At 73.0% G+C, this 21,777-nt stretch carries 19 protein-coding genes; 6 read left to right on the forward strand and 13 right to left on the reverse strand.

The window, feature by feature from the left end:
- Positions 1-56: 56 nt before the first annotated feature.
- Entirely contained in the window at positions 57-1,025 is a 969-nt protein-coding gene (hemC, locus tag NFU81_RS31490) for a hydroxymethylbilane synthase (protein WP_251497622.1), read from the forward strand.
- A 15-nt stretch (positions 1,026-1,040) separates the two neighbouring features.
- Here the strand turns inward: hemC and NFU81_RS31495 are convergent, their stop codons facing one another.
- A complete protein-coding gene (locus tag NFU81_RS31495; RefSeq protein WP_251497664.1) occupies positions 1,041-1,589 on the reverse strand; it encodes a TetR/AcrR family transcriptional regulator in 549 nt (182 codons plus the stop codon).
- Between the two features lie 204 nt (positions 1,590-1,793).
- Here NFU81_RS31495 and NFU81_RS31500 point away from each other — a divergent pair, with 204 nt between their 5' ends.
- The 5 genes from NFU81_RS31500 to NFU81_RS31520 all read left to right on the forward strand — a co-directional run bounded on the left by NFU81_RS31500 (position 1,794) and on the right by NFU81_RS31520 (position 9,522).
- The gene (locus tag NFU81_RS31500; protein WP_251497624.1) at positions 1,794-2,588 is read left to right on the forward strand and encodes an urea amidolyase associated protein UAAP1; all 795 of its coding nucleotides are present in this window, start codon (positions 1,794-1,796) and stop codon (positions 2,586-2,588) included.
- On the forward strand, positions 2,588-3,211 hold the full coding sequence (locus NFU81_RS31505) for an urea amidolyase associated protein UAAP2 (RefSeq protein WP_251497626.1): 624 nt from the start codon (positions 2,588-2,590) through the stop codon (positions 3,209-3,211). The genes NFU81_RS31500 and NFU81_RS31505 overlap by 1 nt, the downstream gene beginning before the upstream one ends.
- Positions 3,208-6,750 carry an urea carboxylase gene (uca, locus tag NFU81_RS31510; RefSeq protein ID WP_251497629.1) on the forward strand — a complete coding sequence of 1,181 codons (3,543 nt, stop codon included), beginning with the start codon at positions 3,208-3,210 and terminating at the stop codon, positions 6,748-6,750. The genes NFU81_RS31505 and uca overlap by 4 nt, the downstream gene beginning before the upstream one ends.
- Before the next feature lie 489 nt (positions 6,751-7,239).
- Positions 7,240-8,871, forward strand: coding sequence for an allophanate hydrolase (gene atzF / locus NFU81_RS31515; protein ID WP_251497631.1), 1,632 nt, complete (start codon positions 7,240-7,242; stop codon positions 8,869-8,871).
- Positions 8,872-8,943: 72 nt separating this feature from the next.
- A complete protein-coding gene (locus NFU81_RS31520; protein WP_251497633.1) occupies positions 8,944-9,522 on the forward strand; it encodes a hypothetical protein in 579 nt (192 codons plus the stop codon).
- Positions 9,523-9,534: 12 nt separating this feature from the next.
- Here NFU81_RS31520 and NFU81_RS31525 read toward each other — a convergent pair whose 3' ends face one another.
- The 12 genes from NFU81_RS31525 to NFU81_RS31580 form a co-directional block, all read right to left on the reverse strand.
- Entirely contained in the window at positions 9,535-12,360 is a 2,826-nt protein-coding gene (locus tag NFU81_RS31525; RefSeq protein WP_251497635.1) for a DEAD/DEAH box helicase, read from the reverse strand.
- 86 nt (positions 12,361-12,446) lie between these two features.
- Positions 12,447-13,334: a diacylglycerol kinase gene (locus NFU81_RS31530; RefSeq protein ID WP_251497638.1), complete on the reverse strand. Its 888-nt coding sequence runs from the start codon at positions 13,332-13,334 to the stop codon at positions 12,447-12,449.
- An 18-nt stretch (positions 13,335-13,352) separates the two neighbouring features.
- Positions 13,353-14,276 carry a twin-arginine translocase subunit TatC gene (tatC, locus tag NFU81_RS31535; protein ID WP_251497640.1) on the reverse strand — a complete coding sequence of 308 codons (924 nt, stop codon included), beginning with the start codon at positions 14,274-14,276 and terminating at the stop codon, positions 13,353-13,355.
- A gap of 104 nt (positions 14,277-14,380) precedes the next feature.
- On the reverse strand, positions 14,381-14,662 hold the full coding sequence (gene tatA / locus NFU81_RS31540) for a Sec-independent protein translocase subunit TatA (protein ID WP_251497642.1): 282 nt from the start codon (positions 14,660-14,662) through the stop codon (positions 14,381-14,383).
- Positions 14,663-14,898: 236 nt separating this feature from the next.
- Positions 14,899-15,102: a hypothetical protein gene (locus tag NFU81_RS31545; protein WP_251497644.1), complete on the reverse strand. Its 204-nt coding sequence runs from the start codon at positions 15,100-15,102 to the stop codon at positions 14,899-14,901.
- An 11-nt stretch (positions 15,103-15,113) separates the two neighbouring features.
- Positions 15,114-15,359, reverse strand: a complete 246-nt coding sequence (locus NFU81_RS31550) for a CpXC domain-containing protein (protein WP_251497646.1) — start codon at positions 15,357-15,359, stop codon at positions 15,114-15,116.
- A 10-nt stretch (positions 15,360-15,369) separates the two neighbouring features.
- Positions 15,370-16,326 carry a helix-turn-helix transcriptional regulator gene (locus tag NFU81_RS31555; RefSeq protein ID WP_251497648.1) on the reverse strand — a complete coding sequence of 319 codons (957 nt, stop codon included), beginning with the start codon at positions 16,324-16,326 and terminating at the stop codon, positions 15,370-15,372.
- A 54-nt stretch (positions 16,327-16,380) separates the two neighbouring features.
- Positions 16,381-17,319 carry a helix-turn-helix transcriptional regulator gene (locus NFU81_RS31560; RefSeq protein ID WP_251497650.1) on the reverse strand — a complete coding sequence of 313 codons (939 nt, stop codon included), beginning with the start codon at positions 17,317-17,319 and terminating at the stop codon, positions 16,381-16,383.
- 75 nt (positions 17,320-17,394) lie between these two features.
- Complete coding sequence (locus NFU81_RS31565) at positions 17,395-17,766, reverse strand: FKBP-type peptidyl-prolyl cis-trans isomerase (protein WP_251497651.1); 372 nt, start codon at positions 17,764-17,766, stop codon at positions 17,395-17,397.
- Positions 17,767-17,806: 40 nt separating this feature from the next.
- Entirely contained in the window at positions 17,807-18,823 is a 1,017-nt protein-coding gene (locus NFU81_RS31570; RefSeq protein WP_251497654.1) for an FKBP-type peptidyl-prolyl cis-trans isomerase, read from the reverse strand.
- A gap of 160 nt (positions 18,824-18,983) precedes the next feature.
- Positions 18,984-20,345 (reverse strand): Pup--protein ligase, encoded by a 1,362-nt coding sequence (gene pafA / locus NFU81_RS31575; RefSeq protein WP_033178209.1) that lies wholly within the window; start codon positions 20,343-20,345, stop codon positions 18,984-18,986.
- A gap of 9 nt (positions 20,346-20,354) precedes the next feature.
- On the reverse strand, positions 20,355-21,602 hold the full coding sequence (locus NFU81_RS31580) for an MFS transporter (protein ID WP_251497656.1): 1,248 nt from the start codon (positions 21,600-21,602) through the stop codon (positions 20,355-20,357).
- Between the last annotated feature and the right edge of the window lie 175 nt (positions 21,603-21,777).

The following is a 21,777-nucleotide window of genomic DNA, read 5'->3' on the forward strand; positions in this document are numbered from 1 at the left end:
CTGCTCCACCGAGGGGACCCTCTACGGTGGGACACGGACGAGAGGACTGCTGCCCCATGAACACCTTTCCCACCGACCGGACTTTGCGGATCGGCACCCGCAGCTCACCGATGGCGCTGGCGCAGGCCCACCTCGTGGCCGACCTCCTGCGCAAGGAGGAGCCGGGCCTCCAGGTCGAACTGGTGCCGGTCACCACCGAGGCGGACCTGTGGCAGGGGGACCTGGCCAAGCTCGGCGGGAAGGGGCTGTTCGTCAAGCAGATCGACGCGATGGTCCAGCAGGGCGACGTGGACATGGCCGTCCACTGCATGAAGGACGTGCCCGGGGACGTCGCCGTGCCCGAGGGCCTGGTCTTCGCCGCGTTCCTGCCCCGTGACGACGTACGGGACGTCCTGCTCTTCCCCGAGGGCTCCGCGCTGCGGACGCTCGACGACCTCCCGGCGGGGGCCGCCCTGGCGACCTCGGCGGTACGCCGCAAGGCGCAGGTCGCCCGCATGCGTCAGGACCTCGAGGTCGTACGGGTACGGGGCGCGGTCGGGACGCGGATCGACAAGCTCGACGGCAGGAAGCCGGTCGACACCGTGCTGGACGCCATGATCGTGGCGACCTCGGGGCTGGAGCGGCTGGAGCTGACCCACCGCGGCCGCCAGGTCTTCACCGTCGACGAGATGCTGCCGGCCGTGGGAGCCGGAGTGCTCGGCCTGGAGTGCCGCGACGGCGACGGCCCGATGACGGGGCTGCTGGCGCGGCTGAACCACGGCAGGACGATGGCCGAGGTCACCGCGGAGCGGGCGATGCTCCACGGCCTGCAGGGCCACTGCAACAGCCCCATCGCCGGGTACTGCGTCACCGGGCAGGACGGTCGGCTCTCGCTGCGCGGCATGGTCTTCTCCGAGGACGGCTCGGCTTTCGTCCGCGCCCACGTCCGGGGCGAGAGCAGCGACCCGGCGGCCCTCGGCGCCCGGGCCGCGGCCGAACTGCTCGGCCAGGGCGCACGCGAGATCATCGACGGCATCCCCCACTGACCTCCTGCCGGAGGGTCAGGCGCCCGCCAGCCGCAGTGCGGCGTCGGCGGTCGCGGACGCGATCCGCGGGCTCGGGCGGGGAATGAGGATGACGGCCTCGATCAGGGCGAAGAGCAGGTCCGCCCGGACCGCCAGCTCGTCCGCGGGCAGCGCGGCGCCCGCCTCCGTCGCGGCCAGGAGCGCGGTGTACGCGGACTTCAGGTCGGCGCGGGCGTCGCGGAAGGGCGCGAAGCGCTCGGCCCGCACCTCGGGCAGGAGGTAGAGGACGCCGAGGTTGTACGGGGCGGCGCACAGCAGCTCCACGTCCGCCCGGCACAGCTCCCACAGCCGCCGCTCGGCCGGTCGCGAGGTGTCCGCCAGGAGCGTGCGGGCGAGCGCGAGGGACGGGGTGACCGTGCCCTCCAGCAACTCGGCGAGCAGATCCTCCTTGCCGCCGACGTAGTGGTACATCGACGCCTGCCGCATACCGGCGCGTTCGGCGACCGCGCGGGTCGTCGTCGCGGTGTAGCCGCGGGTGGTGAAGAGTTCGGCGGCCGCGGTCAGGAGCTCCTGCCTGGGACTCATCCCGCTGTCGGGCCGCTGCTGCGCCCTGGGCCGCCCGACGCGCCGTCCGCTGGTATTCACCCGGCGATCGTCGCACAGTGCCGGACGCCGCCCACGCCGGGCGGCACCGGTGAGCGGCCGGTAACCCGCGCGCAACACCCGTGCAACCGCCCGGAATCCGCCGCCGCCTAATTTCTGTCGCACGACAGAAATAGGAGGTGCACGGTGGCGACAGGGACGACGTACGGCGCCCGGGACCATGCCCGGGCGCAGGACGGCAAGCGTGCGGCCGCGATGCCGCTGGTGCCGGCGCCCGACGGGCTGGTGTGGGCCGAGACGGTCGCCGGCGGCAACTACACGCACAAGTCGCTCGCCCGCGGCACCGAGTTGCGGCTCGCCGACCCCACCGGCACCGCGTGCGCGCACCTGCTGCTGTTCGCCGAGGGCCGCCCGTGGGAGCGGCTGAACGTCGCGGACACGGTGAAGGTGCAGTGGAACGCCTACCTGGGCGCCGGCCGGCTGCTGCTGTCCGACCAGGGCCGGGTGCTCGCCTCGCTGGTCGCCGACACCAGCGGCCGGCACGACACGCTGTGCGGCACGTCGTCAGCGGCGCGCAACACCGCGCGCTACGGGGACGGTTCGCCGCAGGGCGGCACTCCGGCGGGACGCGAGCTGTTCGTCCTGGCCGCGGCCAAGCAGGGGTTGGAGCCGCGCGACCTGCCGCCGTCCCTGTCGTTCTTCCAGGGCGTGCGGGTCGACCCGGACGGCTCGCTGGAGTTCATCGGCTCGGCGGGTCCCGGCACCGCGGTGACGCTGCGGGCCGAGCAGCCGCTGACCGTCCTGCTGGCGAACGTGCCGCACCCGCTGGACCCGCGGCCGCAGTACGTGTGCGGACCCCTTGAGGTCCGCGCGAAGGCCGGGGCGCCGACCGGGCCGCAGGACCCGCTGTGGGACGCCACACCCGAGGGCCGCAGGGCGTTCCTGAACACCGCCGAGCACCTGACCGCCAGGGGGCTGTGATGACCACCGTGACCGTACCCGCACGCGCCCCCTGGTCGGCGGTGATACCCGCCGGCGGCCTGCTCACCGTCACCGACCTGCACGGCAACCAGGCGGTGGACTTCCTGGTCTACGACGCCCACGACACCGCCGTGCGCTACAGCGCGCCCGACACCATCCAGGCGCAGGGCAACATCTTCCTGACCACCGGCAGCGTGCTGCTGTCCACCGAGCACACCCCGCTGATGACGGTCGTCGCCGACGGCTGCGGCGGGCACGACACGATCGCCGGCGCCTGCTCGAAGGAGTCCAACACCCTGCGCTACGGCCACCACACCTGGTCGCAGCACGCCTGCGTGGACAACTTCCTCGCCGAGGGCGCCCGTTGGGGGCTCGGCAAGCGCGACCTGGTCAGCAACATCAACTGGTACATGAACGTGCCGGTCGAGGACGACGGCACGCTGGGCATCGTGGACGGCCACTCGGCGCCCGGCCTGGAGGTGGCGCTGCGGGCCGAGACCGACGTGCTGGTGCTGGTCTCCAACTGCCCGCAGATCAACAACCCCTGCAACGGCTTCGACCCGACTCCGGTACGGATGACGGTCGTCACCGGCGAAGCGGCGGACACGGAGGCCCGCGGATGAGCTTCGACACGCTGCTGGTGGCCAACCGGGGCGAGATCGCCGCCCGGGTCATCCGCACCGCCCGGCGCATCGGCCTGCGCACGGTCGCCGTCTTCTCCGACCCCGACCGCGGCGCCCCGCACGTGCATCTGGCCGACACCGCGGTGCGGTTGGGACCCGCGCCCGCCGCGGCCAGCTACCTGGACGTCGACGCGGTACTCGCGGCCGCCGGGCAGACCGGTGCGGGTGCGATCCACCCCGGGTACGGATTCCTGTCGGAGGACGCGGACTTCGCCCGCCGCTGCGAGGCCGCGGGCCTGGCCTTCGTCGGCCCCGAGCCGCAGCACCTCGACGTCTTCGGCGCCAAGCACACCGCGCGCGCCGCGGCCGAGGCCGCCGGGGTACCGCTGCTGCCCGGCACCGGGCTGCTGCCCGACCTGGACGCGGCGCTGGCCGCCGCCGACGGGCTCGGCTACCCGGTGATGCTCAAGGCGACCGGCGGCGGAGGCGGCATCGGCATGCGCGCCTGCCGCTCGGCAGCCGAACTGGCCGCCGCCTGGGAGCCGGTGCAGCGCGCGGCAGCCGCCGGATTCTCCTCCGCCGGGGTCTTCCTCGAACGGCTCGTGGAGCGCGCCCGCCACGTCGAGGTGCAGGTCTTCGGCGACGGTCGGGGACGGGTGGTCGCGCTCGGCGACCGCGACTGCTCCCTGCAGCGCCGCCACCAGAAGGTGCTGGAGGAGGCCCCTGCGCCCGGCCTGCCCGCCGCGGTGCGACGCCGGCTGCACGACAGCGCACGGGCGTTGTGCGCCTCGGTCGGCTACCGCTCCGCGGGCACCGTGGAGTTCGTCTACGACGCCGAGCGCGCCGAGGCGTACTTCCTGGAGGTCAACACCCGACTCCAGGTCGAGCACCCGGTCACCGAGGAGACCTACGGCGTCGACCTGGTCGAGTGGATGCTGCGGCTCGCCATGGACGGCACGGCGCCCGCCGAGCCGGGCGAGCCCGCGGGGCACGCCGTCGAGGCGCGGATCTACGCGGAGGACCCGGCACGCGGGCACCGCCCGAGCGCCGGGGTGCTCACCCGGGTCGCCTTCCCGCCCGGGGTGCGCGTCGACACCTGGGTCGGGACCGGCACCGAGGTCACCACCTCCTACGACCCGATGCTGGCCAAGGTGATCGCGCACGGCGCCGACCGCGACGAGGCACTGGCCAAACTCGCCGACGCGCTGGCCGCGACCCGCGTCGACGGCATCGAGACCAACCTCGGGCTGCTGCGGGCCGCCCTGACAGACCCCGACCTGCGGGCCGCCACGCACAGCACCGCCACCCTGGACGGCGTCACCGACGGCTCGCGGCGGATCGACGTGGTCCGCGCCGGCACCATGACCACCGTCCAGGACTGGCCGGGCCGCACCGGCCTGTGGCACGTCGGGGTGCCGCCGTGCGGGCCGATGGACGACCTGTCCTTCCGGCTGGGCAACGAGGCGCTGGGCAACGACGAGGGCGCCGCCGGGCTCGAATGCACCCTGCAGGGACCGGCGTTGCGGTTCAGCCACGCCACCACGGTCTGCGTCACCGGAGCGCCCGCTCCGGTCACAGTCGACGGGCTGCCGGTGCCGCAGTGGGAGCCGGTGACCGTGCCGGCCGGTGCGGTGCTGGACGTCGGGGCGCCGCAGGAGGCCGGCCTGCGCACGTACGTCCTGCTGGCCGGCGGGCTCGACACGCCCGAATTCCTCGGCAGCACCGCCACGTTCACCCTCGGCAGGTTCGGCGGGCACGGCGGGCGGGCGCTGCGGGCCGCCGACGTCCTGCACGGCGGCGGCACCGCGGACGGGCGGCCCGTACCGCCCGGGCGGCGCCCCGCGATCGGCACCGAATGGGCCATCGGCGCCGTCGAAGGGCCGCACGCGGCACCGGAGTTCTTCACCGAGGACGACATCAGGGACTTCTACGCGGCCGCCTGGAGCGTCCACTTCAACTCCGCCCGCACCGGCGTGCGCCTCGTCGGCCCCAAACCGCGCTGGGCACGCGGCGACGGCGGCGAGGCGGGCCTGCACCCGTCCAACATCCACGACACGCCCTACTCGGTCGGCGCCGTCGACTACACCGGCGACATGCCGGTGCTGCTCGGCCCCGACGGCCCCTCGCTCGGCGGCTTCGTCTGCCCGGCCACCGTCGTGACCGGGCAGCGCTGGAAGCTGGGCCAGCTGCGGCCCGGCGACACCGTCCGCTTCGTGCCGGTCACCGACGACGCGGCGGCCGCGCTGCGCACCTCCCCCGCGACCGCGCCCGTGCCCTCCAGGCCGGTGCTGGGCGACGGCGGTGTGCTCGACCGCTCGGCGGCCACCGCGGCACGCCCCGCGGTGACCTACCGCCGCAGCGGCGACGACAACCTGCTGGTCGAGTACGGGCCGATGCAGCTCGACCTCGCGCTGCGGATGCGGGTGCACGCGCTCGCCGAACACCTCGCCGCCCAGCGGATGCCGGGAGTCGTCGACCTCACCCCCGGCATCCGCTCGCTGCAGATCCACGTCGACCCGGCGGAGCTGCCGACGGCCAAGCTGCTCGACCTGGTCCACGAGGCCGAGGACGCGCTGCCGCCGACCGGCGAGCTGGTGGTGCCCAGCCGCACCGTCCACCTCCCGCTGTCCTGGGACGACCCGGCCACCCGGGAGGCCATCGCCCGCTACATGGCCGGCGTCCGCGACGACGCCCCCTGGTGCCCGTGGAACATCGAGTTCATCCGCCGCATCAACGGGCTCGACTCCGTCGAGGACGTCTACCGCACGGTATTCGACGCGGAGTACCTCGTACTCGGGCTGGGCGACGTGTACTTGGGCGCACCCGTCGCCACGCCGCTCGACCCGCGGCACCGGCTCGTCACCACGAAGTACAACCCGGCCCGCACCTGGACCGCGGAGAACTCCGTCGGGATCGGCGGGGCGTACCTGTGCATCTACGGCATGGAGGGGCCGGGCGGCTACCAGTTCGTGGGCCGTACGGTCCAGGTCTGGAACGGCCGAACCGACCGCGAACAGCCGTGGCTGCTGCGCTTCTTCGACCGGATCAGGTGGTATCCGGTCGGCGCGGAGGAACTCCTGGACCTGCGGGCCGACATGGCGGCGGGGCGCCTGCGGCTGAAGGTGGAGGAAGGGGAGTTCGCGCTGGCCGACCACCAGCGGTTCCTCGCCGAGAACGCGGAGCCGATCGCCGAGTTCCGGCAACGGCAGTCCGCGGCGTTCGCCGCGGAGCGGCTGGCGTGGGAGGAGGCCGGGGAGTTCGCCCGGGCCGAGGCGGTCGCGGCGCCGGCCGCCGCGCCCGACGCGGTGCCCGTCCCGCCGGGCGGGTGCGCCGTCGAGGCGGAGTTCGCCGCCGGCGTCTGGCGGCTCGCGGTCCGCCCGGGCGACACGGTGGAAGCGGGCCAGAACCTGCTCACGCTGGAGGCGATGAAGATGGAGTCGCCGGTCCTCGCGCCCGTGGCCGGCCGCGTCTCCACGATCCACGTCACCCCGGGCGACCAGGTCTCCCCGGGCACGGTTCTGCTGACGCTGGCCCCATGAACACCGCCTGCGGCGGGGCGTTTTGGGGGGTGCCACTTGCCGTGGCGGCGCCTTTTCCGGTGCGTGGTGGCCGGTCGCGCAGTTCCCCGCGCCCCCTGGTGGGTGCCACATCCTGTGGCGTTCACGTTCCGGTCCGCCTTGGCCGGGCGCGCAGTTCCCCGCGCCCCCGGGTGGGTGGCCTCTGCGCAGAGGGTGAGCGTTTTCAGGCGGCGCTGGGGGTACCCCCCGGGCGATGCTCTGGGGGCGGAACTGCGCGACCAGCCACGACGCAGCCGCAGGCAAGCAATGCACCGCAAGGCGCAATCACCCAGGGGCGCGGGGAACTGCGCGACCAGCCACGACGGCGCCGGCGACGAAGCACGCACCGCGGGGGGCAGGACCTCAGGGGCGCGGGGAACTGCGCGACCAGCCACGACGGCGTTGAAGGCGACAGGCCACCGCAAGGGGCAAAGCGCAAGGCAGAACCGCAGGGTTGAGGAGGGCACGGACATGGGTGACGCGGAGCGTCGGGTGGACGCGGCGTACAAGGAGATCGCCCGGGCCGGGAGGCCGGAGGTGTGGATCGCGCTGCGGCCCGAGGAGGAGGTCGCAGCCGAGGCGCGGGAAGTGGACGCGCGGGTCGCCGCAGGCGACCCGCTCCCGCTGGCCGGGACGCTGCTCGCCGTGAAGGGCAACATCGACGTCAAGGGGCTGCCGACGACCGCGGCCTGCCCTTCGTACGGGTACGAACCCGAGGCCGACGCCCCGGCCGTGGCCGCGCTGCGCGCGGCGGGCGCGATCGTGCTGGGGTCGACGAACATGGACCAGTTCGCCACCGGCCTGGTCGGCACCAGAAGCCCCTACGGCGCGGTGCGCAACGCCCTCGACCCGGAAAGGGTGAGCGGCGGCTCCAGCTCGGGCTCGGCCGTCGCCGTGGCGCTGGGCCTCGTGGACCTGGCGCTGGGCACGGACACCGCGGGCTCGGGCCGCGTCCCCGCGGCCTTCAACGGCATCGTCGGGCTCAAGCCGACCCGCGGCCTGGTGTCCACGCAGGGCGTCGTGCCGGCCTGCGCGAGCCTGGACTGCGTGAGCGTATTCGCCCGTACGCTCCCCGCGGCCCGCAGGGCGCTGGCGCTGCTGGCGAGCCCGGTGCCACCGCCGCGCCGCCCGGGGCCGTGGCGGGTCGCGGTGCCGCCGACCGCGCAGCTCGGCGAGCTGGACGACGGCTGGGCGGCGGCGTTCGAGGCGACGAAGGCGCGGCTGGTACAGGCAGGCGCCGAGCTGCGGACGATCGACCTGACGCCCTTCAGTGAGGCGGCGTCGCTGCTCTACGACGGCGCCTTCGTCGCCGAGCGCTACACCGCCGTGGGCGAGTTCGTGGACCGCGGCGCCGCGGACCTGGATCCGACCGTGGCCCGCATCATCCGCGCGGCCCGCGACCTGCCGGCGCACCGGCTGTTCGCGGACCGCGAGCGGCTGGCGGTGCTGCGCGAACGCGCGACGACGGCGATGGCGGACGCCGACGCGCTGCTGCTGCCGACCGCGCCCGGCCACCCCACCCTGGCGGAGGTCGCCGCGGACCCGGTCGGCGCCAACACCCGGCTCGGCCGCTTCACGAACTCGGCGAACCTGCTCGACCTGTGCGCGGTCGCGGTGCCGGCGGGCGAGGTGGCGGGGCTGCCGTTCGGAGTGATGCTGCTGGGCGCGGCGGGCAGCGACGAGCGCGTCGCGGAGATCGCCGCGCTGCTCGATCCGCCGCTGCGGCTCGCGGTGGTGGGGGCGCACCTGTCGGGGCAGCCGCTCAATCCGCAACTGCTCGCGCTGGGCGGCCGCCTGGTGGCGGCGACGACGACGGCGCCGTCCTACCGGCTGTACGCCCTGGACACCGTGCCGCCCAAGCCGGGTCTGGTGCGCGTGGCGGAGAAGGGTGCGGCCGTCGAGGCCGAGGTGTGGGAGCTGGCGCCCGCCGCGCTGGGCGCGCTGCTGGCCGCGCTCCCCCGCCCGATGGCCCTGGGCAGGGTCGCGCTGCGCGACGGCTGCGAGGTGACCGGCTTCCTGTGCGAGCCGGAGGCGCTCGCGGGCGCGGAGGACATCACCGCGTTCGGCGGCTGGCGCCGCTACCTGGACCGCGACCGCACCTGAACCCGGGGGTTCGTACCGCGGGTACGTACACTGGCCCGCACCACAGACCCACGGGGAGAGGACCACCGCCGCATGCGCCACCGCACGATACTCACCGCAGGCGCGCTCACCGCCGTCCTGGCGGCCACCGCGCTGTCGGGCTGCTCGTCGGACAAGAAGTCCGACGACGCGGCGTCCAGCCCGCCCGCCTCGACCGCCACCGGCGGGACGAGCACGGCCGCGGACGGCGGCGGCAGCGCCCCTGCGAGCAGCTCGGCCGCGCCCTCCAAGCCGGCCGGCAAGGTGGAGGGGCACCTGGACTTCACCGGTGACGACACCGGCGGCGCCGACTTCACCGGCGGCGTCAAGTGCGAGATCAAGGGCGGCAAGCTGATCGGGGTGACCACGCCCGACGTGCTCGCCAAGACGCAGATCTTCCCGTCGTTCATCGCGACCACGGCCGACAGCCCCACCCAGGTGGCGCTCTTCGCCGCCCCGGACAAGAAGACCTACTCGGGTCGGGTCTCCAAGTCCGAGGGCGTGACCGCGCAGAAGGACGGCGGCACCTGGACGGTGAAGGTGCAGAACCTGAAGATCGCCAAGGACTACGGCGGCTCGGGTGGCGTGGTCACCCTGAACGGTTCGTTGACCTGCACGAACACGAACGGCTGACCACGCCCCCGCTCACCCGACCGACGAGTACGCCACGACGCCCCGCAGCAGCCCGTCCACGGCCTTGCGCGCATTGCGCCGAACCGGGCTGGCGTCGGGCGCCGCGTTGCCGATCTGGCCGAGCACGTCGATGAGCTGCTTGCACCAGCGCACGAAGTCACCGGCCGGCATGTCCGCGTCGGTGATGACCGCGTCCAGGCTGTGGCCCGACGCCCAGCGGTAGGCGGGCCACGCGAAGCCCAGGTCGGGCTCGCGCTGGCCGACGCCCTCGGTCTGGTTGATCTTGTGGTCCTCCTCCAGGGCGTCGAGGCGGCCCCAGATCCGTACCATCTCGCCCAGTGCCGCCCGTGCGTTGCCGCTGGGCAGCTTGGGCGCGGCGGCGTCGTCGGCCTGCCGGGACTCGTAGACCAGCGCCGAGGCACAGGCGGCCAGCTCGGCGGGGCCGAGGCCGTCCCACACCCCGTCGCGCAGGCACTCGCTGGCCAGCAGGTCCAGCTCGCCGTAGAGCCTGGCCAGCCGGCGGCCCTCGGGGGTGACCTGGTCGCCCTTGAGGTAGTCGAGCTCGGTCAGGACGGCGCAGACCCGGTCGAAGGTCCTGGCGATGGTGTTGGTGCGGCCCTCGATGCGGCGCTCCAGCTGCTGGGTGTCGCGGCGCAGCCGGTGGTAGCGCTCGGCCCAGCGGGCGTGGTCCTCGCGGTCGTCGCAGCCGTGGCAGGGGTGGGCGCGGATCGCGGCGCGCAGCCGGGCGATCTCGGTGTCGTCGGCGGCGGCCGACCGGTCCTTGCGGTGCCGGGAGGGTGCCGCCCAGCCGGCGGTGCCGGCCTTGCTGCGCATCGCCGAGGCGAGGTCGCGGCGGGACTGCGGGCTGCGCGGGTTGAAGGACTTGGGGATGCGCATCCGGTCGAGCGCCTCGACGGGCACCGGGAAGTCCATCTGGGCCAGCCGCTTGACCTGGCGCTCCGCGGTGAGCACCAGCGGGCGCGGCCCGTCGTGGTATTCGCCGTCGCGCGGGTGGTGGCCGCCGACCCGGCCGGCCGGCACCCCGGGTTCCAGGACCAGTGCGAGGCCCGCGTACTTCCCCGCGGGGACGTGGATGATGTCGCCCGGCTTGAGCTTCTCCAGCGCGTCGGACGCGGCGGCCCTGCGCTGGACCGCGCCCTGCCGCGACAGGTCGGCCTCGCGGTCCTTCAGCTCCCTGCGCAGCCGCATGTACTCGTCGAAGTCGCCGAGGTGGCAGGTCATCGACTGCTGGTAGCCGTCGAGTCCCTCCTCGTTGCGCTGCACCTGCTTGGAGATGCCGACGACCGAGCGGTCCGCCTGGAACTGCGCGAAGGACGTCTCCAGCAGCTCGCGGGAGCGGTGCCGGCCGAACTGCCCGACGAGGTTGACCGCCATGTTGTACGACGGCTTGAAGGACGAGCGCAGCGGATACGTACGCGTGCCGGCCAGGCCCGCGACGGCGCCGGGGTCGAAGGCGCGCTGCCACAGCACCACGGCGTGGCCCTCGACGTCGATGCCGCGCCGCCCGGCGCGGCCGGTCAGCTGGGTGTACTCGCCGGGGGTGATGTCGGCGTGGGTCTCGCCGTTCCACTTGACGAGCTTCTCCAGCACCACCGAGCGGGCCGGCATGTTGATGCCGAGCGCCAGGGTCTCGGTCGCGAAGACCGCTTTGACCAGGCCCTTGACGAACAGCTCCTCGACGACCTCCTTGAAGGTCGGCAGCATCCCGGCGTGGTGGGCGGCGATGCCGCGCTCCAGGCCCTCCAGCCACTCGAAGTAGCCGAGGACGTGCAGGTCCTCGTCCGGGATGGCGCGGGTGCGCTCCTGGACGATGGTGCGGACCCGGGCGCGGGCCTCCTCGTTGTTGAGCCGCAGTCCGGCGTGCAGGCACTGCTGCACGGCGGCCTCGCAGCCGGCCCGGCTGAAGATGAAGGTGATGGCGGGCAGCAGGCCCTCGGAGTCCAGCCGGTCGATGACCTCGGCGCGGCTCGGCGTCCAGACCCGGCTGCGGGCCCTGCGCTCGCGCTCGCGGTCGGCCTCCCTGCCGCGCTTGGCCCGCGGGTGGTAGCTGCGCTGGTTCTCCATCCGGGCGAGCCGTTCGAGGTCCGCGTTGACCTCGCGGCGGCCGCGGTTCGCGGTGGACCCGGCCTTCTCCTCGAACAGGTCGTACATCCGGCGGCCGGCCAGGACGTGCTGCCACAGCGGGACCGGGCGGTGCTCGGAGACGATCACCTCGGTGTCGCCGCGTACGGTGTCCAGCCAGTCGCCGAACTCCTCGGCGTTGGAGACGGTCGCGGACAGTGACACCAGCGTGACGGACTGCGGGAGGTGGATGATCACCTCTTCCCAGACGGCGCCGCGGAAGCGGTCGGACAGGTAGTGCACCTCGTCCATGACCACGTAGCCGAGGCCGTCCAGGGCGGCGGAGCCCGCGTAGAGCATGTTGCGCAGCACTTCGGTGGTCATGACGATCACCGGTGCGTCGCCGTTGACACTGTTGTCGCCGGTGAGGAGGCCGACCTTCTCGGCGCCGTACCGCTTGGCCAGGTCGTTGTACTTCTGGTTGGACAGCGCCTTGATCGGGGTGGTGTAGAAGCATTTGCGGCCCTCTGCGAGGGCGAGGTGGACGGCGAACTCGCCGACGATGGTCTTGCCCGATCCGGTGGGCGCCGCGACCAGGACGCCGCTGCCTGCCTCCAGGGCCTGGCACGCCTCTATCTGGAACGGGTCGAGGCCGAACTCGTACAGCTCGCGGAACTGGGCGAGTGCGGTGGCGTTCTCTGCGGCGCGGCGACGGCTGGCGGCGTAGCGCTCGGCTGGCGACATGTCTTCTGTCATCTCGTTGACGAGCCTACCCGGCGGCACTGACACACCGCGTGATCTTTAATTTCTTCGGGGGCAGCGTTGCCAGGCGGCGACCCGGCTCAGACCAGCAGCCGCAGCGCCCCCGGCACGGTCTCGGCCTGCACCGGCAGCGGGCCGACCCGCTCGCCGTCGGCGTACGCGGTGACGTCCTCGGCGGCCAGCCGGACCCGGGCGGCGCGGTGCACGGTGACCACCGGGTGCCGGGGGTGGGAGCCGCTGTAGACCAGCGGGAAGACCCGCAGCAGGGTGCGGCGGGTACACGGGCCGACGACGCATACGTCGAAGAGGCCGTCGTCCATCTCGGCGTCGGCGCACATCCGCATGCCGCCGCCGTAGGAGGAGCCGTTGCCGACCGCTATCAGCGTGGCCTCCAGCTCCCGCTCGGGCGCGTCGTCGAACTGCACGCGGTAGCGGATCGGGCGCAGCGCGGCCAGCTCGACGAGCATCGCCGCGTCGTAGCGGAAGCGGCCCTTGGGCCAGCTCATGCGGTTGCCGCGGTCGTTGACCCGGGAGTCGAAGCCGGAGGCCATGACGGTGCCGAACCAGCGCTCGCCGATCCTGCCGAGGTCGAGGCGGCGGGTGCGGCCGTCCGCCAGCGCCTCGGCGATGGTGGCGCCCGCATCGGCGGGCCTGCGCACCGGCAGGCCGCTGACCCGGGCGAAGTCGTTGCCGGTACCGGCCGCGACGATGCCGAGCGGGGTGTCGGTGCCCGCCACCGCCTGGAGGGCGAGCGCGACCATGCCGTCGCCGCCGACCGCGACCAGTGCGCCGGTGCCGCCGTCGACGGCCTTGCGTGCACGGTCCAGGGCGTCGGCGGCGTCCGCGCCGACGACGGTGCGGACCGTCAGGCCGGCCGCGCGCAGGGCGTCGGCGGCGGGCGCCGCCGCCCGCGCACCGCGGCCGCGGCCGGCGGTGGGGTTGACGAGCAGGGTGATGTCACTGGTCACAGGTGCGGGCCGGCGGCGTCAGGTCGCGTCGTCGTAGTCGTCGCCGCGCCCGTCGTCGAGGGCGGAGTCGGCGTCGACCTGCTCGGGGATGTGGTCGAGGGTGGAGGCCTCGTCCGGGTCGAGCGCGGAGTCCGGGTCGGCCGCACGGCGCCGGGCGCGGCGGGAGTCGTTGAAGAAGCAGATGCCCAGGGCCATGAAGTACAGCAGCACGATGGGCGCGGCCAGCAGGCACATGGTGAGCGGGTCGCCGGTGGGCGTGGCGACGGCGGCGAAGACGGTGATGCCTATGACCATGCCGCGCCACCAGCCGAGCATGCGCTTGCCGCTGACGATGCCGGTGAAGTTCAGCAGCACCAGCACCAGTGGCAGCTCGAAGGCGAGCCCGAAGACGATGATCATCCGGACCACGAGGTCGAGGAAGTCGTCCAGCGGCAGCAGGTTGGTGGTGTCGTCCGGCACGAAGCCGATCATGATCCTGGCGGTCTGCGGCAGGATCTCGTAGGCCAGGACCGCGCCGCCGAGGAAGAGCGGCACGCCCGCGCCGACGAAGCCGAGGGTGTAGCGCTTCTCGTTCTTGTGCAGGCCGGGGGCGAGGAAGCCCCACAGCTGGTAGAGCCAGATCGGCGAGGCGCCGACCACGCCGGCCATCAGCGAGACCTTCAGCGCGATGGAGAAGCCGCCCATCAGACCGCTGACGGTCATCTGGGCGCAGGCCTGGGGGTCCTTGTCGCCCGGCGAGCTGCCGTCGAGACAGCGGACGTTGTCCGGGATGCGCTGCTGGAGCAGGTGGATGATCTGCTTGTAGAAGAAGGCTGCCACGATGGTGATGACGATGATCGCCAGCACCGACTTGAACAGCCGGTTGCGCAGCTCACGCAGGTGGTCCGCGAGCGGCATCCGCCCCTCGGGGTCCTTCTCCTGCTTGCGGGCAGTCTTGAGCACCCACGTCCTCGTCTCGTACGGGCAGCCGTCGGCAGCGTGTCTCGGCTTGGTCGATCGCCTGGGGCCTGGCGACTACCGGCGGGCCGCCGGTAACCGGTGGCCGGTCAGCTGGTGGGGGTGCGCTCCTGGTCGGCGACCGGGCGGGCGCTGGCGGTGTCGCCGGGCGCGGCCTGGATGGTGCGGGCGGGCGCCTGCTCCTGCGCGGCGGTGCCGGACTTGGCCGGAGGCGTCGGGTCGTCGTTCTTCATCGCCTTGGCCTCGCTCTTGAGGATGCGCGCCGACTTGCCGAGCGACCTGGCCATGTCGGGGAGCTTCTTGGCGCCGAAGAGGAGGATGACGACGAGAAGGATCAGGACGAGCTCAAGGGGCTTGAGGTTGCCGAGCATGATGTGTCTACCTTCTCACCGGGTTGGCGGCGTGGTCCGTGCGGTACGTCTGCGGCGAGCGTGATCGGAGGAATTCCGGCCGTCGCACACGCAAGGATCGTATCGTGCACCGGTGAACGCCGGAATATGCCCCGGAATCCACCAGGTTGCGGCCCTATCGCGGTCCGCTCCTGGCGGTGCCGGGAAGACGCAGGTCGCCGGGTCAGCGTACCTTCACCTGCGTTCGGGCGGCAGGCTCAGCGGCGGTTGATCTCGCCGGCCCGCTTCGCCACCGGGGCCGCGGCCCGCTGCAGCCGGTCGCCCGCGGCGGCCAGCGCCTCGCTGCTGGCGGCCACCTGGGCGGCCAGTTCGCGTACCGCGGTGAAGACCCGGGCGGCGAACACCGCGAGCACCAGGAGTCCCGCCGCCGCCAGGCCGACACTGAGGAAGATCCACCACATGGACCGGCAGCCTACCGCTGGAGCCGCATCGTACGGACGCCGCCGACGGTCAGCAGCTCCACGATCCGCTCCCCCGCCGGCTTGCGCACCGCCTCGCCGCACTCGGGGCAGGTGAAGGAGTAGAAGGTGGTGCGCGCGCTGCCGCCGATGGCCAGCCGCAGGTCGTCCGCGCCCAGCTGGAAGCTGGTCCTGCAGTGCGGGCAGCCGGCCCGGAAGACGACCGGGCCGGCGGCGGGCGGTGGGCAGATCGCCGTCATCGTCGGTCCCTCACTCACCGTAGGCGGCCAGGGCGAGTACGGCCGCGTCGCGCGCGTCGCCGGCCAGCGCGGCGGGCGACACGATCCGGCCGTCGCGCCCCAGCCGCAGCGCCAGCCGGCGCAGCGAACCGGGGTCGGGGGTGCGCAGCGTGATCCGCAGGCCGCCGTCGGGCAGTTCCTCGGCGCTGTCGTGCGGGTAGTACTCCGCGACCCAGCGCCCGCCGGGCCCCACCTCGATGACCACCTCGGGGTCGTCGCCCGCGGGCTGCACCAGGCCCTGCGACAGGTCGCGCGGCTCGATCCGCGGCGGGTCGGACGGCTCGTCGAGCAGCCGGATCTCGGCGACCCGGTCGAGCCGGAAGGTCCGCCGGTCCTCCGAGAGGCGGCACCAGCCCTCGACGTAGGTGTGGCCGACCGCGAACAGCCGGATCGGGTCGACCTCCCGCTCGGTGAGCGTGTCGCGGGCCGGCGAGTAGTAGCGCATCCACAGCCGGCGGCGCTCGGTGATGGCCCGGTCGACGGTCGCGAAGACGCTGCCCTCGGACTCGAAGGTCACCGACAGCTGGGCGCTGGCACCGGCCGCCTCACCGGCCGCGGCCTCCAGCTTGGTGCCGGCCCGCAGCAGCGCCTGCCGGTCGCTGTCCCGCAGGCCGGGCAGGTTCGCCACCGCGCGGGCGGCCACCAGCAGCGCGGTGGCCTCGTCGGCGGCCAGCCGCAGCGGCTGCGCGACGTCGTCGGCGGTGCCGGGGTTGTGCCACCAGATGCGCTCGCCGTCGGTGTCGATGTCCAGCAGGTCGCCGCCGCGGAAGCTGGTGCCGCACAGCGGCAGCACGTTGAGGTCGCCGATCAGCTCGGCCTCGCTGACCCCGAAGGCCCGCGCGACCTCGCTGACCCGGGCGCCGGGCCGCTCGCGCAGATAGGTGACCAGCGACAGCATCCTGCGGGTCTGGTCGATCGCGTTGCTCATTCGGTGTCCCGCCTGCTCATGCCGTCCCCTGTGCTGCTCATCCCCGGCCCCCGCTCAGCCCTTGGCCACCGCGCGCAGCCGGTCGAGCACCTCGGTACGCAGCTCTTCCGGTGCCATCACGACCACGTCGGGGCCGAACTCCGCGAGCCAGGCGTCCAGCCCGTGCCCGTAGGGCACCTCCAGCTCGTCCCAGTCGGCGTCGACCGGGGTGGTGGCCACCGCCCTGGCCCGCAGCGGGTAGCCGCTGTCGCGGCGCAGCCGGATGGTGGCGGTGGTGGTCGCGCCCTCGCCGGCCCAGCGCGCGACGGTCTCGCGGACGTCCACGTGCGCGGGCACCTCGGCGGTGAAGGCGCCGCGCGCCTTGACCCGGCCGCTGATCCGGGAGAGCCGGAAGACCCGCACCGCGCCGCGGTCCCGGTCGTAGCCGGCCAGATACCAGTGGCCGCGCCAGCACTCCAGCGCCCACGGCTCGACCTGCCGCGGCTCCGGGCGCACCGCGTTGGCCTTGCGGTAGTCGAAGGCGACGGCCCGCCGCTCGCGGGTGGCCAGCATCAGCGCCTCGAACGCGGGCTCCGGGGTGGGGATGCGCGGCTCCAGCGCGCTGTGGGTGTCCTCGTACGGCACACCGGCCGCGCGGAGCTTCTGCAGCGCCCCGCTGGCCGCCTCGGCGAGCCTGGCCTGCTGCCAGACCTTCGCGGCCAGCGCGAGGGCGGCGGCCTCCTCGGGGTCCAGCGCGATGTCGGGCAGCCGGTTGCGGTCGCGGCGCGCGAGGTAGCCGTACTCGCCTTCGAGGTTCTCCACGGTGTCGATGACCAGGCCCAGCTCGCGCAGGTCGTCCTTGTCGCGCTCGAACATCCGGTTGAAGGCGTCGTCCGAGGTGACCTCGTGGTAGGCCTCGATGGAGGCACGCAGCTCACGCTTGCTGACCGGCCGCCGGGTGTTCATCAGGCACAACGCCAGATTCATCAGCCGCTCAGCCTTGGCGATCGCCACACCGCACCCCTCCCACTCGCACACGAACCGTATCGAAAAGCGGTCCCCCCGGTGGTGTCCGGGGGGACCACTCCATCAGACAGCGACCAGGTCGCAGACGAAGATCAGCGTCTCGCCCGGCTTGATGGCGCTGCCGGCGCCGCGGTCGCCGTAGGCGAGGTGGGCCGGGATGGTCAGCTGGCGACGCCCGCCGACCTTCATGCCCTGGACGCCCTGGTCCCAGCCGGCGATGACCTGGCCGACGCCCAGCTGGAACTTCAGCGGTCCGCCGCGGTTCCAGCTGGCGTCGAACTCCTCGCCCGAGGAGAACGCCACGCCGACGTAGTGGACGGAGACGGTGTCCCCCGCCTTGGCGACCGGCCCGTCGCCCTCCCAGATGTCCTTGATCTCCAGGTCGGCCGGCGGCTCGCCGCCCGGGAAGTCGATCTCGGGCTTCTCGATGCTCACTTCGATGCTCCTTGTGCGGTTGCGGGCAACCGGGACAGTCTTACAGAACCGCGATGATGTCCACCGAGAAGACCAGTGTGGCGTTGGCCGGCACCGGTCCGTTGGCCTGGTCCTTGTACGCCAGGGCCGGCGGGGTCACCAGCATCACCCGGCTGCCGACCTTCTTGCCGGTCAGGCCCTGGGTCCAGCCGGGGATGACGCTGGACAGCGGGAACTGCGTGACCTGGTTGCGGGAGTAGCTGGAGTCGAACTCCTTGCCGCCGTCCCACAGCACGCCCTTGTACTGGACGACCAGCGTGTCACTGGCCTTGACCGCCTTGCCGTCGCCCTCCAGCACGTAGTTGGAGACCAGCTTGGTGGGCGCCTTGGTCTTGGGTACGGTGACCGACGGCGCCTTGCCGTCGGTGTTGGTCCCGACCTTCGGCAGGTTCGCGTCGGTCTGCGGCACGACGGTGCCCTTCGCGGAGTCCTTGCCGGTGTAGACGTTGAGCACGTCGATGACGAAGACCAGCGTGTCGGTGCCCTTGATGCCGGCCTGGGCGTTGCCGGAGGTCCCGTAGCCGAGGGCCGGCGGGATGGCGGTGATGACCCGGCTGTTGGGCTTGGCGCCGGCGACGGCCTGCTCGAAGCCCGGGATGACCGCCTGGCTGCCGGTCTGGAAGGCGTACGGGGTCTTCCCGAAGTTCGTGTCGAACACCTTGGCGGTGCTCCACACCTGGCCGAGATAGTTCACCTGAACGATGTCACCGGAGGCCACTCCCGCGCCCTTGCCCGCGATCAGCGTCTTGACGGCGAGGTCGGTGGACGGGGTGCCGGTGCCCTTCGCCACGGTCGGCTTGCTGTTGAACGCGGTGCCGCTGGTGACTGCCGGTACCGGGCCGCTCACGATCTTGGTGCTGGGGGTCGCGCTGGGCGTGGCGCTCGCGGACGCGCTCGGCGTCTCCGAGGGCGAGGAGGAGCTGGAGGCCGCTGAATCGCTCTTCTTGGTGTCCTTGCCGCAGCCGGCGGCGGTGAGCATGAGCGCGGGCACGGCGAGCAATGCGGAGCGTCGGCGCACGGATTCCCTCGGTTCGAATAGGAGTCGGGGTCGGAGTGTCTTGATACCGCCCCACACCCTACGGCGTGCCGCAGGCCCCGTACGAGTTCCGTACGGGGCCTGTGGGTCTGCTGTGACGGCCCGGACTTGACGGCGGGGCCGCCGGCGGGCACCCGGGCGCCTACATCCCGGCGATCAGCTTCTCCACCCGGTCGTCCACCGACCGGAAGGGGTCCTTGCACAGCACGGTCCGCTGCGCCTGGTCGTTGAGCTTGAGGTGCACCCAGTCGACGGTGAAGTCGCGGCGCTGCTCCTGCGCACGGCGGATGAAGTCGCCGCGCAGCCGCGCCCTGGTGGTCTGCGGGGGCACCGACTTGGCCTCGAAGATCTTGAGGTCGTTGCAGATCCTGGCCGCCTGCCCCTTGCGCTCCAGCAGGTAGTACAGGCCGCGGCGGCGGTGGATGTCGTGGTACGCGAGGTCTATCTGCGCGACCCGGGGGTGCGACATGGTGATGTTGTCGCGGTTCCGGTAGCGCTCGATGAGCTGGTACTTCATGACCCAGTCGATCTCGGTGCCGATCCTGCTCAGGTCACCGCTGCCGATGGACTCCAGGGTGCGGCCCCACAGCTCGAGCACCTGCTCGATGACGCCGCTGCGGATGCCGCGGCGCTCGCAGAACTCGACGGCCTTGGAGTAGTACTCCTGCTGGATGTCCAGCGCGGACGCCTCGCGGCCCGACGCCAGCCTGACCTTGCGGCGGCCGGTGATGTCGTGGCTGACCTCGCGGATGGCCCTGATCGGGTTCTCCAGGGTCAGGTCGCGCATCACCGTGCCGGCCTCGATCATCCGCAGCACCAGGTCGGTGGCGCCGACCTTGAGCAGCATCGTGGTCTCGGACATGTTGGAGTCGCCGACGATGACGTGCAGCCTGCGGTAGCGCTCGGCGTCGGCGTGCGGCTCGTCCCTGGTGTTGATGATCGGCCGGGAGCGGGTGGTGGCCGAGCTGACACCCTCCCAGATGTGCTCGGCGCGCTGGCTCACGCAGAAGACGGCGCCCCGCGGGGTCTGCAGCACCTTGCCCGCGCCGCACAGCAGCTGCCGGGTGACGAGGAAGGGAATGAGGATGTCCGCGAGGCGGGAGAATTCCCCGTGCCTGGCCACCAGGTAATTCTCGTGGCATCCGTAGGAGTTGCCGGCCGAGTCCGTGTTGTTCTTGAACAGGTACACATCCCCGGCGATGCCCTCTTCGTGCAGCCGGCGTTCCGCGTCGACCAGAAGGCCTTCGAGGATGCGCTCGCCTGCCTTGTCGTGGGTGACCAGTTCGGTGACGTTGTCGCACTCCGGAGTGGCGTACTCCGGGTGCGAGCCCACGTCGAGATAGAGGCGGGCACCATTGCGGAGGAAAACATTGCTGCTCCGGCCCCATGACACGACACGGCGGAAGAGGTACCGCGCCACCTCGTCAGGGGACAGACGCCGCTGTCCCCTGAACGTGCATGTGACGCCGTACTCGTTCTCCAGCCCGAAAATGCGGCGGTCCATGTCTGAACATTACGCCTGATGCGTGGTGCTGAAACGGGGTTCGACGGCACGGTTCGGATCTTTTTCCTGCCGGGTTTCGAGGTTTGACGCCGTCAGGAATCGGCCGGTCGACAAAAGTACGGCCGTGGCGACGACCGCTCCGGTGCCCGCCACGGCGAATCCGGCGGCCGCCCCGCCGTGTTGCGCGGCCACTCCGGCGGCGGCGGTGCCCAGGGACGCGCCGACGCCGACCGCGGTCACCATCCAGGAGAAGGCCTCGGTCACCGTGCCGGCCGGGGCGTGCCGGTCCACCACCAGGAAACCGCAGGCCAGCGTGGGGGCGAGGAACAATCCCGACAGGACGGCGAGCAGCAGCATCCAGGGCACGCCGGGGACCAGGATCAGCGGCGGATAGCAGGCGGCCAGCGCCACGCTCAGCACCCGCATCCGCCGCTCCGGCTGCCCGGGCCAGTTCCTGGCCCCGTAGGTCAGCCCGCCGGTCAGCCCGCCCACGCCGTTGGCGGCCAGGACGTACGCGGCCACCGATCCGCCGCCGTGCGCGTCGCCGTAGACCACGGCGGCCAGCGAGATCGCGCCGAGCGCGACGCCGACGAAGAAGAACGCGCAGAGCAGCACCGCGAGGCCCACCGAGCGCAGCGCGCCCAGCCAGTGCGCCTCGCGCTCGGCGGCCCGCCAGCGGCGCGAGGGCGCCGATGTGACCACCACCAGGGTGCCGGCCACCCCGAGCAGCCCGGTGACGACCACGGCGGCCGCGTGGGAGGCGGCCGAGACGAGCAGCGTGACCAGCAGCGGGCCGAGCGCGAACAGCACCTCCTGGGCGGCGGCGTCCAGCGCGTACGCCCGCTGCACGCGGTCCTCGCGGCCCAGCACGTCAGGCCACAGCGCCCGCAGCCCGCCTTCGAGCGGCGGGGTGGCGATCCCGGCCAGCACGACCGCCGCGGTCGCCAGCGGCAGCGGATCAGGGCCGGTGGCGACGAGCAGGGCGCAGCCGGTGGCGGACAGCAGGGCCGCGCCCGCCATCACCCGCGGCTGCCCCCGCCGGTCGACCGCCCGCCCCAGCAGCGGCTGCCCGACGGCGACGGAGCAGCCGTACACCGCGGACAGCGTGCCGGCCAGCCCGTAGCCGGCTCCCTGCGAGCGCAGGAAGAGCACGATCGCGAGCGCGGCCATGGCGTTGGGCAGCCGCCCCAGCAGGGTGCCCCCCAGCAGCCGGGCCGCGTGGCGCGTCCGCAGCAGGTCCGCGTACCCGGTGGCCATTGCCGCCCCCTCCACCCGCACTAGTGTTACGTATAACGTCCGCGCACATACGTACCATGTCGCCATCCGCCCGGTCCACCCGGCCGCCGCAGAAAGGCCACCGCCGTGCCCGCATATGACGCGAATCCGCACTCCGGCGCACAGCGGGGCGCCGCGAGGCCGGGGCCTGCCGGCG

The sequence above is a fragment of the Actinacidiphila cocklensis genome (assembly GCF_907177275.1).
GTDB classification, from domain to species: Bacteria; Actinomycetota; Actinomycetes; order Streptomycetales; family Streptomycetaceae; genus Actinacidiphila; species Actinacidiphila cocklensis.